This window comes from Aeromonas enterica (genome assembly GCF_054052465.1).
The window spans coordinates 13,337-39,188 of sequence record NZ_JBSTYL010000034.1; the positions used below are offsets into that span (position 1 = coordinate 13,337).

Sequence of the window (25,852 nt, forward strand, 5' to 3'; positions counted from 1 at the left end):
CAAAAACCTGCCTCATGATGACAGGGTTGAATGGAGCCGACCTTCGGCTGGCTCACAAAGCCTGGCGACGGCTCAGGGGCAGATAATATGTTATGCCAGCGACAGGCCGGGCCGCGCCAACAAGCAGCAGACGATGCGCCATCCCATCACCCGCCCTGGCGTCGTCCAGGCTATGGTGCCCATCCCCTTACTCCAGCGACAGACCTGAGTCTGCCAGCAGGCGGCGGGCTATGATCAGCCGCATCACCTCGTTGGTACCTTCCAGAATGCGGTGGACCCGGGTATCGCGCAGGTAACGCTCCAGCGGATACTCGCGGATATAACCATAGCCGCCAAAGAGTTGCAGAGCCTCGTCACAGACGCGATACCCCACGTCGGTGGCGAAACGCTTGGCCATGGCGCACCAGGCGCTCTTGTCCGGGCTGCCTCTGTCCAGCTTGTCGGCCGCCTGACGTACCATCAGCCGAGCCGCCGCCAGCTCGGTGGCCATGTCGGCGAGACGAAACTGCACGCTCTGGAATTCGCTGATGGGGTGGCCAAACTGCTGGCGCTGCTGCACATGGGCCAGGGCATCGTCCAGCGCCTGCTGGGCGGTGCCCACAGAGCAGGTGGCGATGTTGATGCGCCCGCCATCCAGCGCCTGCATGGCAAACTTGAACCCTTCCCCCTCCTGCCCCAGCCGATAGCTGGCGGGAATGCGCACCCCGTTGAAGATCACCTCCCGGGTCGGCTGGCTGTTCCAGCCCATCTTCTCCTCCGCCTTGCCGTAGACAATCCCTTCACTATCGGCGGGCACCATGAAGGCAGAGATCCCCTTGGCCCCGTCGCCTCCGGTGCGGGCCATCACCACCAGTACCTGGGTGCTGCCTGCCCCTGAGATGAACACTTTGCTGCCGTAAATGAGGTAATCCTCGCCGTCACGTACCGCACGGGTCTTGAGGGCCGCAGCATCTGAGCCTGCCCCCGGCTCGGTAAGGCAATAAGAGCCCAATAGTTCACCACTGGCGAGCCTCGGCACCCACTGCTCGGCGACATCACCAGGCAGCCAGCTGCCCAGCATCCAGCTCACCATGTTGTGGATGGTCAGGTAAGCCGTGGTGGAGGTACAACCCATGGCGAGGCGCTCGAAGATGAGGCTGGCATCAAGCCGTGGCAGGCCGAGCCCGCCATACTGCTCCGGGGTATAGAGGCCGCAAAAGCCCAGCGCCGCCGCCTGCTTGATGGTGGGGACGGGAAACTCGTGATCTCTGTCCCAGCGGGCGGCATGGGGTTTGAGCGCCTCATTGGCAAAGGCGGTGGCCGCCTCGACATAAGCCTGTTGATCCTCGGTCAGGGTAAAATCCATCTTGTCCTTTTCCTTGTGCCCTTTGTCTGTTGTCTCTCTGGCCCACGCGCAACGCAGGCTGATGGTCAGGTTCGCGCCGGTCGGCATTGCCCGATCCTGTGTCTTTTTCCCCTTAACGCAGACTGATGGTCATGTTGGGGCCTGTGGGGATGTCCTCGTCGAACCAGCGTTCGGTCACCGTCTTGGTCTCGGTGTAGAAGCGCACCGCCTGCTTGCCGTAGGCGTGCAGATCCCCGTAGAAGGAGCCACGCCAGCCGGTGAAGGAGAAAAATGGCAGCGGCACCGGGATGGGCACATTGATCCCCACCTGACCCACGGCAACCTCGTGACGAAACTTGCGGGCAGCCGCGCCGCAGCCGGTGAAGATGGCGGTGCCGTTGCCGTAGGGGTTGGTGTTGATGAGGGTCAGCGCCTCGTCCAGGCTCTCCACCTCCAGACAAGCGAGCACGGGGCCGAAGATCTCCTCTTTATAAATCCGCATCTCCGGGGTCACACCGCGAAACAGGGTCGGCCCCACCCAGTTGCCCACCGGATAGCCCGCCACATCGCAGAAGCGGCCATCGAGCAGGCACTCGGCCCCCTCGGTGATCCCCGCCTCGATGAGACCCTCTACCCTGACTTTCGCCTCCGGGCTGATGAGGGGACCATAAGCTGCCTCGGGATCGTGCCAGACCCCGGGTTTCACCTTGGCAAACTCGGCGGCGAGCTCGGGGATCCAGTCGCGGGCGGAGCCCACGAACACCGCCACACTGATGGCCATGCAGCGTTGCCCGGCCGCGCCGACACCGGCTCCCACCAGATTGCTCAGCACCTGCCCCTTGTTGGCATCCGGCATGATCACCATGTGATTCTTGGCACCGACGAAACACTGGGCCCGCTTGAGGTGTTCGGTGGCGGTGCGATAGACATGCGCCCCGACCCGGGCAGATCCGACAAAGCTGACCGCCTTCACATCGGGATGACACAACAGTGCATCCACCTGCTCGGCGCCACCATGTACAACGGAGAGGATACCCTTGGGAGCCCCCGCCTCGGTGAACAGCTCGGCCAGCCGCATGGGGGTGAGCGGATCCTGTTCGGAAGGCTTGAGCACGAAGCCGTTGCCGCAGGCCACCGCCAGCGGGAACATCCACAGCGGTATCATGGCGGGAAAGTTGAACGGCGTGATGCCGACACAGACCCCCAGCGGCTGCACCCAGGAGTGACCATCGACCCGGCGCGCCACGTTGCCCATGGTCTCCCCCATGGTCTGGCTGGCAACGCCGCAGGCCTGCTCCACCACCTCGATGCCGCGCCACACATCCCCTCTGGCGTCCGCCAGATTCTTGCCGGTCTCCTGGGCCAGCAGGGAGGCCAGCTCATCGTGATGGGCTTTGAGCAGATGCTGGTAATTGAACATGACCCGTGCCCGCTCGGGGGCCGGCACATCCCGCCACAGCAGATAGGCGTCGTGGGCGCAGCGCACCGCTCGCTCAACCTCGGCCGGGGTAGCCCTCGGCACGCGCGCCAGCAGGCTTTGATCCGCCGGATTGGTCACCTCGATCCACGCCTCGCTCGTGGAAGCACACGCCTCGCCACCGATATAAAGCGGTACATCGCCGTACTGGGTCTGATGGTTGCTCATGCCCTGCTCTCCTTGCCGGCAGGCTGTAATGGGTACTGGCTGGTCATGCAGCTCACTCCTTGAGTTCGGTTGATGGAGGGAGACGAGCCGCCTTGCAACCGCCACCCGACAATTTACCTTAGACTAACAATCAATTTACGTTTACGCTAACGTAAACTCAACTCGCAAATGGACTGACCAGTTTGCATCCCCACCTTCCGTACAAGGGGAGCAAATGGTTTCCAACGTAATAAGGAGAGCAAGGATGCACGCAGTGATGGATGAGACCCTCCGCGCCCTGACCGAGCAGGTCGAGGCCTTCTGCCAGAAAGTGATAGCGCCGCGCGCCGCCGAGATCGATCACAGCAACGCCTTCCCGCGCGATCTCTGGCCGCAAATGGGCGAACTCGGGTTGCACGGCATCACGGTGGCAGAGGAGTATGACGGTGTCAGCCTCGGCTATCTGGCCCATGTGCTGGTGATGGAGCAGGTGAGCCGCGCCAGCGCCTCGGTCGGTCTCTCCTACGGCGCCCACTCCAACCTCTGCATCAACCAGATCCACCGTCACGGCACCCCTGATCAGAAGGCGCGCTATCTGCCCGCCCTCGTCAGTGGCAAGCACGTGGGGGCCCTGGCCATGAGCGAGCCGGGCGCCGGCTCCGACGTGGTCAGCATGCGGCTGACCGCAGATAAAGAGGGCGATCACTTCGTGCTGAACGGCACCAAGATGTGGATCACCAACGGCCCTGACGCCGATACCTTCGTCATCTATGCCAAGACGGATGCCAAGGCCGGGCCTAAGGGGATATCGGCCTTTATCGTCGAGGCGGGCACGCCCGGTTTCACCACGGCCCAGAAGCTCGACAAGCTCGGCATGCGCGGATCCAGCACCTGTGAGCTGGTGTTCGACAACTGCCGCGTCCCGCAACAGAACCTGCTCGGCACCCTGCATGGCGGCGTCAAGGTACTGATGAGCGGGCTGGATTACGAGCGGGTGGTGCTGGCGGCGGGCCCCCTCGGCATCATGCAGGCCTGCATGGACGTGGTGCTGCCCTATGTGCGCGAGCGCAAACAGTTCGGTCAGGCCATCGGCGAGTTCCAGCTGGTGCAGGGCAAGCTGGCGGACATGTACACCCGTCTGGCCAGCAGCCGCGCTTTGGTCTATTCGGTGGCGAGCGCCTGCGATCAGGGCCGCACCAGCCGCAAGGATTGCGCCGCCGCCATCCTGTTTGCCGCCGAAAATGCTACCCAGATGGCGCTGGATGCCATTCAGCTGTTGGGGGGTAACGGCTACATCAATGAATACCCCACAGGTCGCCTGCTGCGGGACGCCAAGCTCTACGAGATAGGCGCCGGCACCTCGGAAATTCGCCGCTGGCTCATCGGCCGCGAGCTGATGGGAGAGAATGTATGAGGTCTCTCCTTTTATGCCCTGATATCGGCAGCAACGCACTGATGGGGGAAGACGCATGAGCCGGATCCACTCCCGCCTCGACACGGCGAGCCCAGAATTTGCCGAGCGCCACTCGGCCATGCAGGCACTGGTCGAGGATCTCAATGCCCGTCTCGACGAGATAGCCCTGGGGGGCGGCGAGGCCAACAACACCCGCCATCAGGCCCGTGGCAAGCTGCTGCCCCGCGAGCGCATCAACCAGCTGCTGGACCCGGGCTCCCCCTTTCTCGAACTCTCGGCGCTGGCCGCCTGGCAGGTCTATGACGAGCCTGTGCCCGCCGCCGGCATCATCACCGGGCTCGGCCAGATTGCGGGCAGGCTCTGCCTGCTGGTGGTGAACGATGCCACCGTCAAGGGGGGCACCTACTACCCGCTCACGGTGAAAAAGCATCTGCGCGCCCAGGCCATCGCCGAGCGGCTGCGCCTGCCCTGCCTCTATCTGGTGGATTCCGGCGGCGCCTTCCTGCCCATGCAGGATGAGGTATTTCCCGACCGGGAACATTTTGGCCGCATCTTCTACAACCAGGCGCGCATGTCGGCCCGGAACATCCCCCAGCTGGCGGTAGTGATGGGGCTGTGCACCGCTGGCGGCGCCTATGTGCCCGCCATGGCGGATGAATCCATCATGGTCAAGAACCAGGCCACCATCTTTCTGGCCGGCCCACCGCTGGTCAAGGCGGCCACGGGCGAGGAGATCAGCGCCGAGGCCCTCGGCGGCGCCGAGGTGCACTGCGCTCACTCAGGCGTGGCGGATCACCTGGCCCGCGACGATGCCCATGCGCTGGCCATAGCCCGCACGTTAGTTGGCAACCTGGGAGAACACGCCACTCCATCCACCCCAGCCTATGACGCCCCCCTTTACCCCATTGAAGAGCTCTACGGCCTGGTGGGGACCAGCCTCAAGCGCGCCTATGACGCCCGCGAGCTCATCGCCCGCCTGGTGGACGGTTCCGAGTTTGACGAATTCAAGGCACTGTTTGGCACTACGCTCGTCACCGGCTTTGCCCGGATCGAGGGCATGCAGGTGGGGATCCTCGCCAACAATGGCGTGCTGCACAGCGACAGCGCCCAGAAAGGTGCCCACTTTATCCAGCTCTGCAATAGGCGCTCAATTCCCCTGCTGTTCCTGCAAAATATCACCGGCTTTATGGTGGGCAGTACCGCCGAGCGGGAAGGTATCGCCAAACATGGGGCCAAACTGGTCACCGCCGTGGCCTGCAGCCGGGTACCCAAGGTAACGCTCATCGTCGGTGGCAGCTTCGGTGCCGGCAACTACGGCATGTGCGGCCGCGCCTACGACCCCGATTTTCTGTTCAGCTGGCCCAACAGCCGCATCTCGGTGATGGGGGGCGAGCAGGCCGCCGGTGTGCTGGTACAGGTGCGCCGCGACAAACTGGCCGCCGAGGGCAAGCCGTTGAGCGAGCAGGAGGCGGACGCCATCCGCACGCCCGTGATCGCCCAGTATGAACGGCAGGGTCATCCCTACTACGCCAGCGCCCGGCTGTGGGATGATGGCGTCATAGATCCAGCCCAGAGCCGCACCGTACTGGCGCTGGCGCTGGCCGCTTGTCAGGGGGCCGAGACAGGCCCGGAACAGTACGGCATCTTCCGGATGTAAGGAGTTCGACATGTCCGATCCACTTTTCAGCGGTGCTCAGCAAGGATTTCGTCTGGAGCGTCACGGTCCGCTGGCCGAGCTGGTGCTTTCGCGCCCAGCCTGCCACAACGCCTTCGATGCCGACCTCATGCTGGGGCTGCTCGATTGCCTCGACGATCTGGTCCATCGCCACGGCCACGCGCTTGCCGAGCGGCCTCATGCCCTCTTGCTGCGGGCAGAGGGCAGGCACTTTTGCGCCGGCGCCGATCTCAACTGGATGCGCAACCTGGCCCACGCCGATTTCGAGCACAACCGGGAAGATGCCCGGGTGCTGGCGCGGCTGATGCAAACCCTGGACGAGCTGCCCTTCCCCACGGTGGCGCTGGTGCAAGGCGCGGCCTTTGGCGGGGCGCTCGGCCTTGTCTGCGCCTGCGATCTGGTGCTGGCGAGCGAGGATGCCCGCTTCTGTCTCTCCGAGGTGAGTCTGGGACTGGTGCCTGCGGTGATCAGCCCCTATGTGGTGCGCGCCATGGGCATGCGCCAGGCACGCCGCTACATGCTGAGCGCCGAACCCTTTGATGCCATCACCGCCTGCCGTCTCAATGTGGCGCACCAGCTGACCAAACCGGAGCAGTTGCTGGCCGAAGGGCGCACGCTGGCCCTGCGCCTGTGTCGCAACGGCCCGGAGGCAATGAAGGAGACCAAACGGCTGCTGGCCGCCATCGAGAGCCACACTGCCAGCCTGCACGAAGAGAAAACCGTCGAGACCATAGCCCGGGTGCGGGTCGGACTCGAGGCCCAGGAGGGGATGCAGGCCTTCTTCGACAAACGCCCCCCCGCCTGGCGCCCCCGTTTCAAGGATGAAGCATGACCCAAGATCACCCCATCACGCACCGGCTGATCGCCCACAGTGGCGAGGATAACCGCAGTGCGGATCAACACATCAGGCCCCTGTGTACTTTTATGAGCGAGGCGCAAAAATGACCCATCAGGCTCCCATCAAGCGCCTGCTGATCGCCAATAGAGGCGAGATCGCCGTGCGTATCATCAAGACGGCCCGCCGCCTCGGCATCCACACCATCGCCCTCTACTCGGACGCTGACGCCTGCGCCATGCATGTGCGAGAAGCCGACGAAGCCTGGTATCTGGGGCCGGCTCCCGCACGGGAGAGCTACCTCGACGCCGCCAAGGTGCTGCGCATCGCCCAGCAGGCCAAGGCCGACGCCATCCATCCCGGTTACGGCTTTTTGTCGGAGAACAGCGACTTTGCCACCGCTTGCGAACAGCGCGGCCTGCGTTTCATAGGCCCAAGCGGCGCCGCCATTCTCGCCATGGGCGACAAGTCGGGGGCCAAGGCGCTGATGCTGGCGGCAGGTGTGCCCGTGCTGCCCGGCTATCACGATGCGGATCAGCGCCCCGAGTGGCTGCGCGAGCAGGCCTTGCTGACCGGCTTCCCGCTCCTTATCAAGGCCGCTAGCGGCGGCGGTGGCAAGGGGATGCGCCGGGTCGATCGGATCGATGAATTCGACGCGGCGCTGGCGGCGGTCAAGCGCGAAGCGCTGGCCGCCTTCGGGGATGATCATGTGCTGCTTGAGCGCTATCTGGCCCGCGCCCGCCACGTGGAGGTGCAGGTGTTTGCCGATAGCCTCGGCAACGCCATCTACCTGGGGGACAGGGATTGCTCCTTGCAGCGCCGCCACCAGAAAGTGATCGAAGAGGCCCCTGCGCCGAACATAGCGCCTGTCCTGCGCCGCGCCATGGGCGAGGCGGCCGTTGCCGCCGCCAGAGCCATCGACTATCGAGGCGCAGGCACCATAGAGTTTCTGCTGTGCGGGGATGAGTTCTTCTTCATGGAGATGAACACCCGCCTGCAGGTGGAGCATCCGGTCACCGAGTGCGTCACCGGACAGGATCTGGTGGCCTGGCAGTTGGCGGTGGCCGAAGGCAAGCCGCTGCCGCTCACCCAGGATGAGGTGGTACTGCGCGGGCACGCGGTGGAGGCGCGCCTCTACGCCGAGGATGTGGGGGCCGGTTTCCTGCCCGCCAGCGGCCCCATCGCCTGGCTCAGCTGGCCCAAGGGGGTGCGCATCGATACCGGCGTCGCCCCCGGCCCCGACGTCAGTCCCTATTACGATCCCATGATTGCCAAGCTCATCGCCCACGGCCAGAGCCGTGCCGAGGCCTTTGCCTGCCTGGCCGACGCGCTGGCGGCGCTGGAACTGGGCCCCCTGATACACAATGGGGCGCTGCTGCTGCGCCTGTGTCAGGAGCCGGACGTGCTGGCCATGCGCCACCATACCCAGTGGCCTATCCCCACCGAGCCGCAAGCCATCCCTGAGCTTGCCTGGCCACTGGCCACCCTCTGGCTCGCCAGCCGCAGTGCCGATGCCTCTCCCTGGCAACAGGCCCGCGGCTTTCGGCTGGGCCGCGCCCGCAGCTTTACCGCAGCGGTGCGCATCGGCGAGGAGGCACGGGTGCTAACCCTCGCCGAGCGGACCGGCGCCCTGCTCTGGCAGGGTGAGGAGATCATCTGCGAGCTGGGCGCCGATCATATCCGCCTGCAGCAGGCAGGGCGCTGGCAGCGCTACCCGGTCCAGACGCTGACCGCCACCGAGTGCGTGTTGCTGCTCGATGGCCAGCGCATCCGCTTCTGCACCGATGATCAACACCATCAGCTGCATCATGATCAGGACACCCGCACCGCACAGGGCGCAACGGCACCCATGCACGGCATCGTTGTGGCGCTGCTGGTCGAGGTTGGACAACACGTCACCAAGGGCCAGTCCCTGCTGGTGCTGGAGGCGATGAAGATGGAGCACGTCTTGAAAGCCGACCGGGATGGGGTGATCGAGACCCTGCAATGCAAACAAGGGGAACAAGTGAGCCAGGGGACCATACTGGTGCGCTTTGCCGATGCCTTAGTCCAACAAGCGAGCGGGTCATGAAGAGAGAATCAGGAATGCAGGATGACAAGGTGAGTCTGGTGGAGATGGGCCCGCGCGACGGCCTGCAAAACGAGGCCCGTACCCTGCCGCTCGTCCAGCGGTTGGAGCTTGTTCAGCGCCTCGCCGAGAGCGGTCTGCAACGTATCGAGGTGGGGGCCTTCGTCTCGCCCAAAAGAGTGCCGCAGATGGCGGACTCCGCCGAACTTTTTAACGCCCTGCCGCGCAAGGTGTCAACCCGCTACGGCGCTCTGGTGCCCAATCTGCAGGGCTTGCAGGCAGCCATTGCCGCCCGGGCCGACGAAATTGGCCTCTTCACCGCCTGCTCCGATGGCTTTACCCGCGCCAATATCGGCATCGGAGTGGAGGAGTCCCTGGTGCGCTTTGCCCCGCTGGTGCTGGAGGCACGCCGTCTCGGCATCAAGGTGCGCGGCTATCTCTCCACCGTCATCGCCTGCCCGTTCGACGGTCCGACCCGTCCCAAGCGGGTCGCGGCCATGGCCGAGCGACTGCTGGATCTCGGCTGTCACGAGATCTCACTGGGTGACACCATAGGGGTCGGCACCCCGGGCACGGTGGCGCCCATGCTGGATGCGGTGCTGCACGAGATCCCCGCAGGCCGGCTCGCGGTGCATTTTCACGACACCTTTGGCCAGGGACTGGCCAACCTGCTGCCGGCGCTGGAGCGCGGCATCCGCACCATAGACTGCTCGGTGGCCGGGCTGGGCGGTTGCCCCTATGCGCCGGGGGCCTCCGGCAACGTCGCCTCGGAGGAGGTGGTCTACCTGTTGCACGGCCTTGGCATGAGCACAGGGGTGAATCTTGATAAATTGGCCGCCACCGGTCAGTGGGTGAGCAAGCAACTCGGTCGTCCCAACGGCTCCCGGGTCGGCCAGGCCCTGCACGCCAATGCCATGCGGCTTCGAACCTCACTGTCAACGGGAGCACAACATGATCTCTAACCCCCTGCCCGGCAAGGAGATCACCTACAGCATCTCCGAGCTGGCCCACGAATTCGACATCACGCCGCGCACCATCCGCTACTACGAGGATGAAGGCCTGATCACCCCGACTCGGGAGGGGCAGACCCGCATCTACAGCCACAAGGACAAGATCCGGCTGAAGTTGACCCTGCGCGGCAAGCGGCTCGGCTTCAGCCTGGCGGAGATCCGCGAGCTGTTTGACATGTATGACACGGACAGATCGAGCAAAACCCAGCTTCACTCCATGATCCAGCTCATCGACGCCAAGCGCCAATCCCTGCGCCAGCAACTGGAAGACATCCAGATGGTGATGGCGGAACTGGAGGCCGCCGAGCAGCGCTGTGCAAATTCCCTTAACAGCTTGAAAACCAGCGCAGATTAACCGAATCTGGAATCATCTCACCGCCTTGGTGCCTCCATGAAACGCTGGTGTTGCTTGTTGCTCTTGCTCTGCTCCACTGCATGGAGCCATCCCCTGATCAAGGTCGGGGGTTACCCCTATGCTCCCTTCGTGGTCAAGGAGGGGGAAAACAGTTATCAAGGGCTGACGCTGGATCTCATTGATGAGCTCAACGCGATTCAGCAGGATGTGCGTTTCGTGTTCGTGCCCACCTCGGCCCCCCATCGCTATCAGGCGCTGGCACTCGGCCGCTTCTCCCTCATGCTGTTTGAAGACATTCGCTGGGACTGGAACGCGGATCAGGTGCGCATGACCCGGCCGCTGCTGCTGGGCGGCGAGCGTTACGTTGCTCTCAAGGCACCGGGCCGTGATCAATCCTTCTTCGATGAGCTTGATCAACGCCAGCTGATCGGGGTTAACGGCTACCACTACGGGATTGCCAATTTCAACGCCACGCCGGACGAGCTGAAACGGCACTTCACCATCACCCTGGTCAAGGACAACATCAGTGTCCTGCAGGGGTTGTTCAAAGGGCGCGGCGAAGTGGCGATCCTCAACCTCTCTTATCTGAATGAGTTCAGCAAGCAGTATCCGCAGCAGGCCGCCCGCCTGCTGCAATCTGACAAGTGGGATCAGCAATACGAGCTAAGGGCACTGCTCAGTCCGACGGCAGGTGTCTCGACCAGCCAGCTGGAAACCTGGCTGACCGAGTTGCAAAGAAGCGGAAGACTGGCACGCCTTTGGACAAAGTACGGCGTACAGCATCAAGTGGCACCATGATCATGCCCTGATATTTTGGTACCCTATGCGCATCAATTGGAGACCCCCATGCCCAAGCCCCTGCGTGCCCGCCTGCTGCGCTACGTCCTTTACTCCTGCGCCGTATTGCTCATCTCCCTGTTAATCCTGTTATGGCAAGCCCCCACCCTCACCCAGCGCCACCTGCCGGGCTGGCTGGCCAAGCATTACGGCCTGCGCCTGACGCTGGGGGAGATAAACGTCGGTCTGCGTCACCCTTCCCTCGCCATCGGCCCCTCGGCGCTGCTTGATGAAAAACAGCAACCCATCATCGCCTTCGAGCGCTTGCAGGTTATCCCCGCACTTGGCGAAAGCTGGCGGCAGAAGGCCATCATATTGAGTGAGGCCACCCTCACCCGGCCGACGGTGCAGCTTGTTCGGCTCCCGGACAACAAGGGTGTCATCCGTTTCAACCTGACCGACGCCCTGGCCCGCTTGCTGGTCCCGACACAGACACCCGCCCCTGCCGGCGGCGAACCGCCCCTGGTACAGATAACCAGGCTGGCCGCCACCACGGGGCATCTCCGCTATCAGGACAGTCGCAAGAACAGCAGCCCGGGCTGGGTACCACCGCTCACCCTGAGCGGGCTCGACCTGCAGCTGCCGGATTTCACCACGGCGCCAACCCGCACCAACCAATTTCATTTGAGCGCCACCCTCAACCAGCACAGCCCGCTCAAGGCCAGTGGCGAGCTCGACATCATGACGGGAGCAGGCAAAGGCAAGATCAGCCTGGACAAGCTGACGCTCTCACCCTTCGCCCCGCTCTGGGCCCCTTATCTTGATATCAAGCTGGCCAAGGGCGAGGCCAACGCCGAGATCGCCTATCAGATCGCCGACGGCAAGCAGGGACTGAGCTGGCAGCTGTCCAGGGGCAAGCTAACCCTCAATGACTGGCAGCTCCAGCGCAGCAAGGGCGGCGAGTTTGCCCGCTTCAAACAACTGTCACTGACCGGCATCGCCATGGATGGCGGCAAGCAGTCGATCCAGATCGACAAGATAGCGCTCAAGGCCCCGGCCGTCACCGCGGTGCTCGATGCCAAGCAGCAGCTGGATCTGGCGACCCTGCTGATCCCGCAGCCGCCAGCCAAGGCGGACAAGGCCATGAAACCGTCCGCACCGGGCAAACCCTGGCGCTGGAACCTCAAGCAGACCCGTATCGAGCAAGGCCAGCTCAAGCTGACCGAATCGAGCAGCGGCAAGCCGCAACTGCGTGAGCTCTCCGGACTGACGCTGGCCCTCGGCACCCTGAGCAACCAGGCAGGTCAGCGCAGTCCGCTCAACTTCAATGCCATCCTCAATGCCCAGAGCACGCTGGGCTTTGACGGCGACTTTGCGCTGGCCCCTTTCAGCCTCAACGGCGAGATCAAACAGCAAGGCTTGCCACTCACCTGGGCCCAACCCTACCTGCAGGATCTGCTGCGCATCAGCGTGCGCGATGGCCTGCTCGCCAGCCGCACCAAACTGGCCCTGGCCACCGATGCCAAGGGGGCCTTGAGCAAGCTGGAACTGAGCGGCGGGCTCGACATCGAGCGCCTCAATGTGCTGGATCGGGCAGACAATCAGCGGCTACTGCAGATAGAGCACCTGCAGTTGAGCGGACTGCACTACGACGGCATCAGCCAGCAGGTGAAGATCGACGACATCCTGCTGCGCAAGCCCTTTGCCCGCATCGAGATCAACGAGGACAGAGTCACCAACGTCCAGCAACTGCTGCTGCCGCAACCCGCCACGGCCAAGCCCGCCAGCAGCGGCCCTGCCCCTCGCGTCAGCATCGCCCAGATACGCACCGAACAGGGCAACCTGCGCTTTGCCGATCGCAGCCTGAGCCCGGAGTTCGTGGTGGACATTGCCTCTCTCAGCGGCCAGAGCCGCCACATCAGCAATATCCCTGGCCAGCGCTCCGAGCTGGCTTTCAACGGCAAGGTGGACCGCTACGCCCCCGTGACCATTCGCGGCGGCACCAATTTGCTGATCGAGCAACCGGTGCTGGACGTGGCTGTCACTTTCAGCAATCTGGAGCTCACCACTTTCACCCCCTATTCCAGCACTTATGCGGGCTATGCCATCGACAAGGGGCAGCTCTCCATGAAGCTCAACTACAAGCTGCAAGGCAACCGGCTGGAGGGGGACAACGACATCACCATCAAGAAATTGCAGCTGGGGGAAAAGGTGAAGAGCGAGCAGGCAAAGGATCTGCCGCTGGGGCTGGCGGTCGCCCTGCTCAGCGACGCCAATGGCGTCATCCAGATGAATCTCAAGGTGAAGGGCAATCTGGATCAGCCGGATTTCAGCCTGGGCAACATCTTCTGGGATGTGCTGAGCAACACCCTGAGCAAGGCCATCACCTCCCCCTTCTCCCTGCTCGCCTCTCTGGCGGGCGGCAGCGAGGATCTGGACGAGCTGCCCTTCCTGCCCGGTGAGCCGGATCTCACCCCTACCCAGCAGGATAAGCTGGCCAAGCTGGCGCAGGCCCTCAAGGAGAGGCCCAAGCTCAGCATGAATATTCGCGGCAAGGTCAACTTCAACGAGGAGCGCCCCATCTTGCAGCGCCAGAAGCTGGAGCGGGCGCTGGCCAAGATCACGGGCGCACCGGTCGACCTCGCTCTGCTGGAGCAGGATCCCGCCCTGCAAGCGGCGCTGGCAGAAGCCTATGAGGCGCGCTTCAACGAGGATCTTGGGGATCTGGCCGATCGGCTGAAACTGGATGAGTCGAGCCCGGCCCTGCGCAGCCAGGCGGAGATCCTGCTGCGGGACCAGCAGCTGATCACCGCCAAATCCCTGCGCAATCTGGCCATGCGCCGCGCCCAGAACACCAAGGAGTATCTGGTGGATACCCAGGGGATAGCACCGGAGCGGCTGTTTGTGCTCGACAGTCAGGTGCGGGAAGCGGACAAGGAAGCCAAGGTCATCCTGACTCTGGATGATTGACCAACAAGGGGAACCGACAGGGTTCCCCTTTTGCTCACCATGCCGAGTGTCTTTTCGCATCGTCCCGCCTTGCCCACGGCGACCATCACACCCGCCGGCTGATAGCGCCGGTGCGACTCTCCGTGCCCCTTCCCCTGATGCTCCCGTTGTCTTGTTAGCCCGTTAGCCCGTTAGCCCGTTAGCAATCATGCCTTCCCTGCTCGGGACGTTTGCCAAACAGGCAGACGCCCACAATAAGCTGAGATCTGTCTCAACCTCATATGGTGGTGGCACACACTTGCCTGATGGCATATGAGGCTATTTTTCGATCCGATAGCGCCACTCTGGCAATAAAAAGAGGAGCAAGGCGTGACAGCCAAACAAGCCCACATCCTATGTTGCTCACTTTCACAAAACGCGTTTTTCATACAAAAAATCAACCTTACCGGCGCTATTCATTCACCAGCCATCTACCTGAATGGCACGAATGGTCCATAGGGTAAAATTTCGTGTAGTTTTTTTACCATTTCTTCGGTTTCCCCTCTTGCCCGTGGCCAAGAGCCTGCCTAAAATCGCGCGTCTTTTATCAACCCCCACCTCTATTTTTGGAGAACGCCACGTGAGCGAAAAATTGGCCAACCCTGCCCCTCTGGGTCTGATGGGTTTCGGTATGACCACCATTCTGCTGAACATCCATAACGCAGGTTTCTTCCCCATCAGCGCCATGATCCTGGCCATGGGCCTGTGTTATGGCGGTCTGGCCCAGATCATCGCCGGTATCATGGAGTTCAAGCGTGGCAACACCTTCGGTGTCACCGCTTTCATCTCCTACGGCACCTTCTGGTGGAGCCTGGTGTTTCTGCTGGTGATGCCGACCATGGGTCTGGCCGAAGCCACTCCCCACGCCTACATGGGCTGGTACCTGCTGATGTGGGGCATGTTCACCCTGTTCATGCTGATTGGCACCGTCAACTACCCGCGCGTGAAGCAGTTCGTGTTCGCCTCCCTGACAGTGCTGTTCTTCCTGCTGGCCGCCCGTGACTTCACCGGCAGCACCCTGATCGGTACCATCGCCGGTTTCGAAGGCATCATCTGCGGCGCCAGTGCCATCTACCTGGCCATGGCCACCGTGATCAACGAGCAATTTGGCCGCACAGTGCTGCCGATTGGCGATCACAAGAAAGCCGCTGCCGTGCAGCTGAAAGCCGCCGCATAAACGCCGCCCCAAGCGCTCGCGCCCATGCAAAAAGGCACCCTCAGGGGTGCCTTCTGTTTATCTGCACTTGGCAAGCCATGGCGCGTCACTCCTGCAGTTCTGCCCCCCCTGCCAACAAGCGGGTAGCCGGAAAACGCGTCGCCGGCTGCTGGCCGAAGAAGAGCACGAACTGCTCATACACGGCGGGATAGGTGTCACGCAGGCGCAGCGGATCGGTAAAGAAACACTCGCTGCACACTGCAAAGAACTCGGCCGGGTGCTCGGCGGCATAAGGGTCGATGGCGGTCACTTCATGGCGGGCCAGCTGGGTATTCATGGCATCGAACGCCCCCTGCAACGCCTGGGTCCACTGGCGCGGATCCATGCCTGCCGGCAGTGGCGGCGCACCGTCGGCCTCCCCTCCCAGCATGTCAAGCTTGTGGGACAGCTCGTGGATCACCAGGTTGAAACCATCCCAGTCCCCGTCCTGCTGCAGCTCGCTCCAGGCCAGCACCAGCGGTCCCTGCGGCCAGGACTCTCCGACATTCTCCTCTTCCCGTTCGCTCACCAGACCGAACTCATCCTGCACCTCCTGACGGCGAGTCACCGGCTCGGGGATCAGGATGATTTCGTGAAAACCGCGATACCAGTCGAGCCCCAGATGCAAAATGGGCAGCACGGCCTGCAGGGCCAGCACCGCCTGCTGGCGAGGGGTGAGCTCGACGCCAATCTGGGTGAGCGTCTTGCGCGCTAGAAACTGCTGCGCCAGCGCAACCAGCCGCAGCTGATCACTGTGGGTAAATCCTTGCAAAATGGGCACCGCCGCCAGCGCCTGTTGCCACTCCAACGCCCCCGGGGCATTCTCTTCCTGCCGGGATGCACCACCAAACAGACTCCATAATCTGGACCAGAACACGCAGACTCCTCTTGCTGATCAGAATGATTTCACGAACCGTTTCGGGCGTTCAAGATAGCCCTGCGCCAAATAGAAGCGATGGGCCCCCTCACGCTTGAGGCTGCTGGACAACTCCAGCTGGCTGCAACCCTGTGCCAGGGCTCGACTCTCTGCCGCCGCCAGCAAGGCTGCCCCAACGCCGCGTCCTCTTGCACCTTCATCGACGACCAGCGCCGAGATCAGGCCCCAGTCTGGTGCAACATGCAAGGGGCACAGGCGGTGCCACACCAGCACACCCGCCACAACAGCCCCATCACACGCAAGCAGCACCTCGCTAGCGGGATCCTGCCTCCCCCAGCGCTCGCCAATCTCGGCCGGGCTGGCCGGATAACCAAGCTGCCCGAACAGCTGCGCCATGGCATCGGCATCGCCCTGCCCGGCACACCGGATCACCCACTCGTCGTTTTCCATCTTCATTTTTGGCCTCCATTTTGCTCTGCTTGAGCCACCCCAACCCACCCAGAGTGCAAGCGGCGATGATAAGGGGGGTTCACCGTATTGTGTCCAGCCAAACCGACCATTTGTTAATGTCAATTCACAAATTAACAACATGACAACATATTTCGCTGGGAAGCCCTTGCACAAATGGATATGTTAAAACCCGCGGACTTGGCAGTTGAACATTCCGCACACCATTGAGTGACCCCTTTGGTCACCCACTATTTTAAGGGAGCGGGGCGCAGACCCCGCCAAGACAGCACGACAAAGGAGTTGTTGTACATGAATGAGATCGTCAATGCCATCAATGGGGTGATTTGGAGCCCAGCGCTCATCTTTCTGTGTCTGGGAGTAGGCCTCTACTTCTCCCTGCGCAGCCGCTTCCTGCAACTGCGTCACATCAAGGAGATGATCCGGCTGATGTTTGATGGCAAGAGCACGGATGCCGGTGTCTCCTCCTTCCAGGCACTGGCCATGACCCTGGCCGGCCGGGTCGGTACCGGCAACATAGCCGGTGTCGCCACCGCCATCACCTTCGGTGGCCCGGGCGCCCTGTTCTGGATGTGGATGGTCGCCTTCCTCGGCGCCAGCTCCGCCTTCGTGGAGTCCACTCTGGGTCAGGTCTACAAGGAGAAGATCAACGGCGAATACCGCGGTGGCCCAGCCTTCTACATAGAAAAAGGGCTCGGCATGAAGTGGTATGCCTGGACCTTCGCCATCGCCACCATCTTCGCCTGCGGCGTGCTGCTGCCGGGGGTGCAGGCCAACTCCATCGGTTCCAGCCTGCAGACCGCCTTTGATATCGATCCGAACGTGACTGCCGCCGGTCTGGCGCTGCTGCTCGGCTTCATCATCTTCGGCGGTGTGAAGCGGATCGCCAGCTTCGCCAGCACAGTGGTGCCCTTCATGGCGCTGGGCTACATCATAGTGGCCTGTGTCATCATAGCCCTCAACATCACGGCCCTGCCGGGCGTGATCCTGTTGATCTGGAAGAGTGCCTTCGGCTTTGATGCCGGCTTTGGCGCCATTCTGGGTCTAGCCATCATGTGGGGCGTCAAGCGCGGGGTTTACTCCAACGAAGCGGGCCAGGGGACGGGGCCGCACGCCTCCTCCGCCGCTGCGGTGAGTCACCCGGCCAAGCAGGGTCTGGTACAGGCGTTTTCCGTCTATATCGACACCCTGTTCGTCTGCTCGGCCACCGGTTTCATGCTGCTCATCACCGGCCTCTACAACGTGCAGGGACCGGATGGTGCCGCCCTCTACACGGGGATCGCCGGCATCGCCGCAGGGCCTGGCTATGTGCAAACCGCCATGGAGAGCATGATGCCCGGCTTTGGCAGCATGTTCGTGGCCATCGCACTGTTCTTCTTCGCGTTTACCACCATAGTCGCTTACTACTACATCGCCGAGACCAACATCGCCTACATCAACCGCAAGGTGAACCGTCCCTGGCTGACCTTCGTGCTCAAGCTGACGCTGATGGCCTCCACCGTCTACGGCACAGTCAAGACCGCCGATCTGGCCTGGGGTCTGGGTGATATCGGAGTCGGCCTGATGGCCTGGCTCAACATCATTGCCATCCTGCTGCTGCAAAAGACCGCCTTCGCCTGCCTGCGGGATTATGAAGCCCAGCAAGCCAAGGGGCTGGATCCCGTGTTCCACCCGGAGAAACTCGGCATCAAGAATGCCGACTACTGGATGGGCCACCGCTCCGAAGACAATCTGGAGCTGGAGAGATCGGGCCATCCGTTCGAACTGGATCAGGACCGTAAAATATCCTGATCCTTACCCCCAATAAAAATGGCAGCCTCGGCTGCCATTTTTATTTGTTCTGCATCAATCAAGGGTACGGTTGGCCACTCAGAGCGTGTTGCGCCTCGGCCCGAATGGCAAGTGCCAGCGAAACAGGCTGTTGAGGGTGGCGCGCCACTGATTGGGCCGCCCCAGGATCTGTCTCTGCAAACGGGTCTCTTCCTTGAGCATCACCTCATCACTGCGGGCCCAGGCCTGATGATAGAGCTGCTTGATCCCCGCCAGCGCATCCGGCGACTTGGTGATGAGGGTCTTGGCAAACTCTCGCGCCTCTGCCAGCGGATCGGTGCAGACCCGGCTCACCAGCCCGAGAGATTTGCCCTCGACGGCATCCAGCTCCCGTCCGCTCATGGCCAGCTCCATGGCTGTATCCACCCCCATCAGGTTGCGCAGAGTGACACTGCCGCTCATGTCGGGAATGATGCCCCACTTGATCTCCATCACCGAGAAGCGGCAATCGGGGGTACTGAACCGAAAATCGGCTCCCAACGCAATTTGCAGCCCACCGCCAAAACAGACCCCCTGGGTCACCACGATCACGGGCACCGGCAGCTGGTGCCAGCCGTAGGCCACTCTCTGGGCCAGGTTGGTCGCCTCATCCGCTTCGCGCTTGAGGATGTCGAGCGCTGCCACCGGCTGCTTGAGCATGGATTTCACGTCCAGCCCGGCGCAGAAGGCACGCCCCTCACCGTGCAGGATCACTGCCCGCAAGCCCTTGTGCTGCGCAAGCTGCGTCAGCGTCTCGTCGATGGCGCCGAACATGCTTCTATCCAGCGCATTGAGTTTGTCCCCCCGCGCCAGCATCACTTCGGCGATGCCGTCCCGGATCTCGCATTTGACCCTTGGTTTTTCCATTGTCCTCTGTCCTCTCCTGAGCCTTTACTGGTCATACCACTACGTTATCAGAGTGTTATTGTCAGGTACAGCGAGGAGGTCCGTTTCCCGTTACAGATACCCGTGCGACTAAAGTCGGCTGGCTCACACGCCACCGCTTTGTCAGACTGATCTGACGCCACCGGCCAAGGATTGCCATGACCACCCTGTTCAACTTTGCCCGCCCGCCGTTTGACAGCCTGAGCACCGAGGAGCGCCAGCAGCTCGCGCAGAGCCTCTCCATCTGCTATTTCCGCGCGGGCCAGGTGGTGCTCAACGCCGGCGATGTTCCGCCCGGCCTCTACCTCGTCATCAAGGGGGCAGTGGAGGAGTCGGCGCCTCACCACCACTTCGGTGACTACGGCGTCGATGATCTGTTCGACGTGCGGGCCCAGTTTGACGGCCGCTGTCGCCACAGCTTCACGGCGCTGGAAGATACCCTCTGCCAGCTGATCCCCCGCCACACCTTTCTGGCCCTCTGCGAGCAGGCGCCGGCGCTGGCCAGCTACTTCACCGCCAATCTGGTAGAGCGGCAGCAACAGCAGGAGCAACGGGAACAGCTGGGCCAGAAGAATCTGGCGGAATTTATCCTGACCCGCATCGAACCCGGCCATCTGCAGGCGCCGCTTATTGTCGAAAACCGGCTCAGCCTGCTGGCAGCCACCGAGGCCATGGTGGCCAAGGGCACGGATTGTCTGCTCTACCCGGCGCCGAATGGCAGCCTGACCCTGGCGACCCGCAAGACCTTGCTGCACGCCCTGACCCTCAAGGGACTGCCGCTGACGGCCCCCCTCTCGGTGTTGACCCCCACCCCGCTGCTTGGCCTGCCGCTGGGCAGTTACCTGTTCGATGCCCTGTTATTGATGACCCGTCATCGCATCAAACGGCTGGTCATCTGGCAACAAGGCGAGGTGGCGGGCATATTGCAGCTGACCCAGGTGCTGGGGCTCTTCTCCACCCACTCCCACGTGCTGACCCTGCGCATCGCCCGGGCAGACACCCAGCCCGCGCTGGAGGCTGTGGCCCGCGAGCAGCAACAGCTGACCCGATCCCTGTTTGGCCAGGGGATCCACACCGCCTTTCTGATGAGGCTCATCGCCACCATCAACGAACAGTTGATCGCCAAAGCCTTTGCCCTGGTGATCCCGCCCGAGGTACAGGACAAGGTGTGTCTGCTGATGCTGGGCTCGGAGGGGCGCGGCGAGCAGATCCAGAAAACCGATCAGGACAATGCCCTGATCCTGCCTGCCGGCCTGCACTGGCCGAATCAGCAGGCGGACTTGGCCGCCTTCAGCGCTTTGCTGGAGCGGCTCGGTTATCCACCCTGCCCCGGCCAGGTGATGGTCAACAACCCGAGCTGGGTGAAAGAGGTCAACGAGTGGAAAAAAGAGATTGAGCGGGCCTGCGTCAACGCGAGTGAAGCCGATTTGCTCTGGCTCGCCACCCTGGCCGATGCCCATCCCATCGCCGGGGATCGCAGCCTGCTGCCACCCATCGCCCGCAAGCTGCGGGAGCAACTGGCCGATCGGCGGGATCTGCTGGCGGAGATGGTGCGGCCGGCGGTGGCCTTTCATGCGCCGCTGACCCTGTTTGGCCGGCTTGAGCGCTCAGCAGAGGGGCTGGATCTCAAGCGGGGTGGCCTCTTCCCGCTGGTACACGGCATCCGCATGATGGCGCTGGAGGCGACCATTATGGAGACCTCCACCCTGGGGCGCATCGAGGCCCTGGTCGCGTGCGATCGGCTCAGCGCCACCTATGGCGCCAACCTGGCGGAGGCGTTCCGGCTCTTTACCCGCTTGCGCTTGCGCAGCCAGCTCAAGGGGGGCGACAGCCGGGTGCAGATAAGCGATCTCAGTCACGGCGAGCGTGATCTGCTGCGCCAGGCCCTGCATCAGGTGAAGAAGTTTCAGCAGTGGCTCACCTTGCACTTTCGTCTGAGACAATAGCCATGTTGAGCCGCGCTCGACGCTACTGGTATGGCCGCGCTTTCCGCACTGGTGAGTTTGCCCCGCTCTTCGCCCCACCGCCGGGCGATGAGCGGATCGCCCTCGATTTCGAGACCACCAGCCTAGATCCCGAACGGGCGGAGATAGTCTCCATCGGCGCCGTGCGCATCCAGAACAACCGCTTGCTGACCGGTGAGGCGCTCTCCATCAAGGTGCAGCCACCCGCCAGTCTGAACGCGCAGTCGGTGGTGATCCACGGCCTGCGCCATCAGGATCTGAAACAAGGATTGACGCTGGACGCCGCGCTGCGCCTGCTGCTCGACTTCATCGGCCCGCGCGAACTGGTGGGCTATCACATCGCCTACGACCTGCGCATTCTCAACCTGACCTGTCAAAAACTGTGGGGGCTGACCCTGCCCCAGCGGGGCATAGAGGTGAGCCGCCTCTATCACGACAGCCTCTATCGGCGCTATCCCGACGCCGCCATCGACTTGCATCTGGCCGCCATCTGCCAGCATCTGGCATTGCCTCCCCTGCCCCTTCACGACGCCCTGAGTGACGCCATCACGGCCGGCTTCATCTACCTGCGCCTGACCCAAGGCGGGCCATTGGCTTATCCCAAAGTCTAATTGCCCAAAAATAACATTTAATTCACATTTCACTTACATGAGCAGGACTGCTGCTCGGTAGGGACCTCCCTTCATCCACCGCTGACACTCAATGTCATGGAGAACTGCAATGGAACAGCAACCTTATCTTCGGATCCAGCAAGATCCCAACTTCCAGGAGCTGATCGCCAAGCGTCAGCGCTTCGCCTGGACCCTCTCCATCCTGATGCTGGGGCTCTACCTGGCCTTCATCCTGCTCATCGCCTTTGCCCCCGGCTGGCTCGGCACCCCTTTGAGCGAAGGTTCCACCATCACTCGTGGCATCCCGGTCGGGGTGGGGCTGATCCTCGCCTCCTTCGTGCTGACCGGCATCTACGTGTTCCGGGCCAATGGCGAATTTGACGAGTTGAACCAGAAGATCCTCAAGGGAGTGCAATCATGAAAGGCAAGTCTCTGCTGTTGCTGGCCTCGCTGGCCTCTTCCCCCCTGCTGGCGGCCGACGCGCTGACCGGTGAAGTCCATCGCCAACCCCTCAACATTTCGGCCATCGTGATGTTCGTGATCTTCGTGGCGGGCACCCTGTTCATTACCTACTGGGCCTCCAAGCGCAACCGCTCGGCCTCCGATTACTATGCTGCCGGCGGTCGCATCACCGGCTTCCAGAACGGGCTGGCCATCGCCGGCGACTACATGTCCGCCGCCTCCTTCCTCGGCATCTCGGCCCTGGTCTACACCTCGGGCTACGATGGTCTCATCTACTCCATCGGCTTCCTGGTGGGCTGGCCCATCATACTGTTCCTGATCGCGGAGCGGCTGCGCAACCTCGGCAAATATACCTTTGCCGACGTAGCCTCCTACCGTCTCAAGCAGACCGAGGTGCGCACCCTCTCCGCCAGCGGCTCCCTGGTGGTGGTGGCGCTCTACCTGATCGCCCAGATGGTGGGGGCAGGCAAGCTCATCGAGCTGCTGTTCGGCCTGCAATATCACGTCGCCGTGGTACTGGTCGGCATACTGATGGTGCTCTACGTGCTGTTCGGCGGCATGCTGGCCACCACCTGGGTGCAGATCATCAAGGCGGTCATGCTGCTTTCCGGTGCCAGCTTCATGGCCATCATGGTGATGAAATCCGTCAACTTCGACATAGGCGCTCTGTTCAGCGAAGCGGTCAAAGTGCATGAAAAGGGCATTGCCATCATGAGCCCGGGTGGTCTGGTGGCCGATCCCATCTCCGCCATCTCGCTCGGTCTGGCCCTGATGTTCGGCACCGCCGGCCTGCCCCACATCCTGATGCGCTTCTTCACCGTGAGCGATGCCAAGGAAGCCCGCAAGAGCGTGTTCTACGCCACCGGCTTCATCGGTTACTTTTACATACTGACCTTCATCATCGGCTTTGGTGCCATCCTGCTGGTCAGCACCAACCCGGCCTTCAAAGATGCCACCGGCGCGTTGCTGGGCGGCACCAACATGGCGGCCATTCACCTGGCCAATGCGGTCGGCGGCAGCCTGTTCCTCGGCTTCATTTCGGCCGTCGCGTTCGCCACCATACTGGCGGTGGTCTCGGGCCTGACCCTGGCGGGCGCCTCGGCGGTCTCCCACGACCTCTATGCCAGCGTCATCAAGAAGGGCAAGGCCAACGAGACCGACGAGCTGCGCGTCTCCAAGTACACCACTGTGGTGCTCGGGGTGGTCGCCATCGGTCTGGGGATCCTGTTCGAGAAGCAGAACATCGCCTTCATGGTGGGCCTGGCCTTCTCCATCGCGGCCAGCTGCAACTTCCCGGTGCTGTTCCTCTCCATGTTCTGGTCCCGTCTGACCACCCGTGGCGCCGTCTACGGTGGCTGGCTCGGGTTGATCAGTGCTGTCAGCCTGATGATCCTGGGCCCGACCGTGTGGGTGAAAGTGCTGGGCCATGCCCAGGCCATCTTCCCCTACGAGTACCCTGCCCTCTTCTCCATGGCAGTGGCCTTCATCGGGATCTGGCTGTTCTCGGTCACCGACAAGTCGCAGAATGCGGCCGACGAGCACGCCAAGTTCCTGCCCCAGTTCATCCGTTCACAAACCGGGTTCGGTGCCTCCAGCGCCAGCGCCCACTAAGCGCAGCTCCCTTTTGCAAGCCGGCCCAGTGCCGGCTTTTTGCATGATCGCCCATCATGAGCGGTAACCTGTGTGCAATGGGGGCAGATCACAGTTCTTGCTAAAACTTTCGAGGGATCTGTGCCATAATGCGCGCCATTTGGCAGACAACCCAGGACACATCCTTTGTTAAGCAGCAATAACATCACCATGCAATTCGGCGCCAAGCCGCTGTTCGAGAACATCAACGTCAAGTTTGGCGGCGGCAACCGCTATGGCCTGATTGGCGCAAACGGCTGTGGCAAGTCCACCTTCATGAAGATCCTCGGTGGCGACCTTGAGCCCACTGGCGGTAATGTGAGCCTGGACGTCAATGAGCGCATCGGTAAGCTGCGCCAGGATCAGTTCGCCTATGAAGAGATGCGCGTACTGGACGTGGTCATGATGGGCCACAACGAGCTGTGGGCCGCCATCGCCGAGCGCGATGCCATCTACGCCAACCTGGAAGCCACCGACGACGACTACATGAAGGCCGCCGAGCTGGAAGGTCTGGTCGCCGAGTATGACGGCTACACCGCCGAGGCCCGCGCAGGCGAGCTGCTGCTGGGTGCCGGCATTCCCATCGAGCTGCACAACGGCCCCATGAGCGAAGTGGCACCGGGCTGGAAGCTGCGGGTGCTGCTGGCACAGGCGCTGTTCTCCAACCCCGACATCCTGCTGCTGGACGAACCGACCAACAACCTGGACATCAACACCATTCGCTGGCTGGAGCAGGTGCTCAACGATCGTGAAAGTACCATGATCATCATCTCTCACGACCGTCACTTCCTGAACTCCGTCTGTACCCACATGGCAGATCTGGACTATGGCGAGCTGCGCGTCTACCCGGGCAACTACGACGACTACATGACAGCGGCTACCCAGGCCCGCGAGCGTCTGATCTCCGACAACGCCAAGAAGAAGGCCCAGATCGCCGATCTGCAATCCTTCGTCTCCCGTTTCAGCGCCAACGCCTCCAAATCCAGCCAGGCTACCTCCCGCCTCAAGCAGATCGACAAGATCAAGATTGAGGAAGTGAAGGTCTCCAGCCGTCAGAACCCCTTCATCCGCTTCGAGCAGGAGAAGAAGCTGTACCGCAACATCCTGGAAGTGGAAGGGGTGTCCAAGGGTTATGGTGAGGCGCCGCTGTTCAAGGGCCTGAGCATGATGCTGGAAGTGGGCGAGAAGGTCGCCATTCTGGGTACCAACGGCATCGGTAAATCCACCCTGATCAAGACCCTCATGGGCGAGCTGGCACCGGACAGCGGCACCATCAAGTGGTCCGAGAACGCCCAGATAGGCTACTACGCTCAGGATCACGCCGACGATTTCGACACCGATCTCAACGTGTTCGACTGGATGGCCCAGTGGAAACAGGCCAACGAAGACGAGCAGGCGGTACGCTCCGTGCTGGGTCGCCTGCTGTTCACCCAGGACGACATCAAAAAGCCGGTCAAGGTACTCTCCGGTGGTGAGCAGGGTCGCATGCTGTTCGGCAAGCTGATGATGCAGCGTCCCAACATCCTGATCATGGATGAGCCGACCAACCACCTGGACATGGAATCCATCGAATCCTTGAACCTGGCACTGGAGATGTATCAGGGCACCCTGATCTTCGTCTCCCACGACCGTGAGTTCGTGTCGTCCCTGGCGACCCGCATCATGGAGCTGACCGAGAACGGCATCCGCGACTTCGGCGGTACCTACGAGGATTACCTACGCACTCAGGGCGTGGTATAAGCCTCGCCAGCCAAGGCGCTTGAATAGAAAAAACCGGCAAGCGATTACCGGTTTTTTTAGGCTATGTCCCAATTACGTGTTGCATGGGGTGCCCCAGCGCCTCATGCAAACACGCTTTGATATTTACTCCCCTTCCGTAACG

Annotated in this window: 20 protein-coding genes; 15 read left to right on the forward strand and 5 right to left on the reverse strand. The window is 62.3% G+C overall.

Annotated features, from left to right (window positions below; genetic code table 11):
* Positions 1-187 precede the first annotated feature (187 nt).
* Positions 188-1,345 (reverse strand): acyl-CoA dehydrogenase family protein, encoded by a 1,158-nt coding sequence (locus ACW5XD_RS22165; RefSeq protein ID WP_456496755.1) that lies wholly within the window; start codon positions 1,343-1,345, stop codon positions 188-190.
* Between the two features lie 112 nt (positions 1,346-1,457).
* Positions 1,458-2,969 carry a CoA-acylating methylmalonate-semialdehyde dehydrogenase gene (locus tag ACW5XD_RS22170; protein ID WP_456496756.1) on the reverse strand — a complete coding sequence of 504 codons (1,512 nt, stop codon included), beginning with the start codon at positions 2,967-2,969 and terminating at the stop codon, positions 1,458-1,460.
* Between the two features lie 244 nt (positions 2,970-3,213).
* Between ACW5XD_RS22170 and ACW5XD_RS22175 the strand changes: the two genes are divergently transcribed.
* The 9 genes from ACW5XD_RS22175 (at position 3,214) to ACW5XD_RS22215 (ending at position 15,247) form a co-directional block, all read left to right on the forward strand.
* Entirely contained in the window at positions 3,214-4,362 is a 1,149-nt protein-coding gene (locus tag ACW5XD_RS22175; RefSeq protein WP_456496757.1) for an isovaleryl-CoA dehydrogenase, read from the forward strand.
* A gap of 55 nt (positions 4,363-4,417) precedes the next feature.
* Entirely contained in the window at positions 4,418-6,019 is a 1,602-nt protein-coding gene (locus ACW5XD_RS22180; RefSeq protein ID WP_456496758.1) for a carboxyl transferase domain-containing protein, read from the forward strand.
* 10 nt (positions 6,020-6,029) lie between these two features.
* Positions 6,030-6,869 (forward strand): enoyl-CoA hydratase-related protein, encoded by an 840-nt coding sequence (locus tag ACW5XD_RS22185; protein ID WP_456496759.1) that lies wholly within the window; start codon positions 6,030-6,032, stop codon positions 6,867-6,869.
* A gap of 109 nt (positions 6,870-6,978) precedes the next feature.
* Positions 6,979-8,943 (forward strand): acetyl/propionyl/methylcrotonyl-CoA carboxylase subunit alpha, encoded by a 1,965-nt coding sequence (locus ACW5XD_RS22190; protein ID WP_456496760.1) that lies wholly within the window; start codon positions 6,979-6,981, stop codon positions 8,941-8,943.
* Positions 8,944-8,957: 14 nt separating this feature from the next.
* Positions 8,958-9,902: a hydroxymethylglutaryl-CoA lyase gene (locus tag ACW5XD_RS22195; protein WP_456496774.1), complete on the forward strand. Its 945-nt coding sequence runs from the start codon at positions 8,958-8,960 to the stop codon at positions 9,900-9,902.
* A complete protein-coding gene (locus ACW5XD_RS22200; RefSeq protein ID WP_456496761.1) occupies positions 9,892-10,305 on the forward strand; it encodes a MerR family transcriptional regulator in 414 nt (137 codons plus the stop codon). The genes ACW5XD_RS22195 and ACW5XD_RS22200 overlap by 11 nt, the downstream gene beginning before the upstream one ends.
* A 36-nt stretch (positions 10,306-10,341) precedes the next feature.
* The gene (locus ACW5XD_RS22205) at positions 10,342-11,103 is read left to right on the forward strand and encodes a substrate-binding periplasmic protein (RefSeq protein WP_456496762.1); all 762 of its coding nucleotides are present in this window, start codon (positions 10,342-10,344) and stop codon (positions 11,101-11,103) included.
* 48 nt (positions 11,104-11,151) lie between these two features.
* Positions 11,152-14,052, forward strand: a complete 2,901-nt coding sequence (locus ACW5XD_RS22210) for a DUF748 domain-containing protein (RefSeq protein WP_456496763.1) — start codon at positions 11,152-11,154, stop codon at positions 14,050-14,052.
* 598 nt (positions 14,053-14,650) lie between these two features.
* Entirely contained in the window at positions 14,651-15,247 is a 597-nt protein-coding gene (locus tag ACW5XD_RS22215; RefSeq protein WP_456496764.1) for an acetate uptake transporter, read from the forward strand.
* Positions 15,248-15,332: 85 nt separating this feature from the next.
* On the opposite strand, the gene ACW5XD_RS22220 is transcribed toward ACW5XD_RS22215, so the two are convergent.
* Positions 15,333-16,142, reverse strand: a complete 810-nt coding sequence (locus ACW5XD_RS22220) for a M90 family metallopeptidase (protein ID WP_456496765.1) — start codon at positions 16,140-16,142, stop codon at positions 15,333-15,335.
* Positions 16,143-16,160: 18 nt separating this feature from the next.
* Positions 16,161-16,598, reverse strand: coding sequence for a GNAT family N-acetyltransferase (locus tag ACW5XD_RS22225; protein WP_456496766.1), 438 nt, complete (start codon positions 16,596-16,598; stop codon positions 16,161-16,163).
* 303 nt (positions 16,599-16,901) lie between these two features.
* Here ACW5XD_RS22225 and ACW5XD_RS22230 point away from each other — a divergent pair, with 303 nt between their 5' ends.
* Complete coding sequence (locus tag ACW5XD_RS22230) at positions 16,902-18,401, forward strand: alanine/glycine:cation symporter family protein (protein WP_456496767.1); 1,500 nt, start codon at positions 16,902-16,904, stop codon at positions 18,399-18,401.
* A 78-nt stretch (positions 18,402-18,479) separates the two neighbouring features.
* On the opposite strand, the gene ACW5XD_RS22235 is transcribed toward ACW5XD_RS22230, so the two are convergent.
* Positions 18,480-19,286, reverse strand: a complete 807-nt coding sequence (locus ACW5XD_RS22235) for a crotonase/enoyl-CoA hydratase family protein (protein ID WP_456496768.1) — start codon at positions 19,284-19,286, stop codon at positions 18,480-18,482.
* 176 nt (positions 19,287-19,462) lie between these two features.
* Here ACW5XD_RS22235 and ACW5XD_RS22240 point away from each other — a divergent pair, with 176 nt between their 5' ends.
* The 5 genes from ACW5XD_RS22240 to ACW5XD_RS22260 all read left to right on the forward strand — a co-directional run bounded on the left by ACW5XD_RS22240 (position 19,463) and on the right by ACW5XD_RS22260 (position 25,710).
* Complete coding sequence (locus tag ACW5XD_RS22240; protein WP_456496769.1) at positions 19,463-21,250, forward strand: putative nucleotidyltransferase substrate binding domain-containing protein; 1,788 nt, start codon at positions 19,463-19,465, stop codon at positions 21,248-21,250.
* A gap of 2 nt (positions 21,251-21,252) precedes the next feature.
* The gene (locus tag ACW5XD_RS22245; RefSeq protein ID WP_456496770.1) at positions 21,253-21,879 is read left to right on the forward strand and encodes a 3'-5' exonuclease; all 627 of its coding nucleotides are present in this window, start codon (positions 21,253-21,255) and stop codon (positions 21,877-21,879) included.
* A 109-nt stretch (positions 21,880-21,988) separates the two neighbouring features.
* Positions 21,989-22,300: a DUF485 domain-containing protein gene (locus tag ACW5XD_RS22250; RefSeq protein WP_456496771.1), complete on the forward strand. Its 312-nt coding sequence runs from the start codon at positions 21,989-21,991 to the stop codon at positions 22,298-22,300.
* Positions 22,297-23,952, forward strand: a complete 1,656-nt coding sequence (locus ACW5XD_RS22255) for a cation acetate symporter (RefSeq protein ID WP_456496772.1) — start codon at positions 22,297-22,299, stop codon at positions 23,950-23,952. The genes ACW5XD_RS22250 and ACW5XD_RS22255 overlap by 4 nt, the downstream gene beginning before the upstream one ends.
* Before the next feature lie 165 nt (positions 23,953-24,117).
* A complete protein-coding gene (locus ACW5XD_RS22260; RefSeq protein WP_456496773.1) occupies positions 24,118-25,710 on the forward strand; it encodes an ABC-F family ATPase in 1,593 nt (530 codons plus the stop codon).
* Positions 25,711-25,852: the final 142 nt, after the last annotated feature.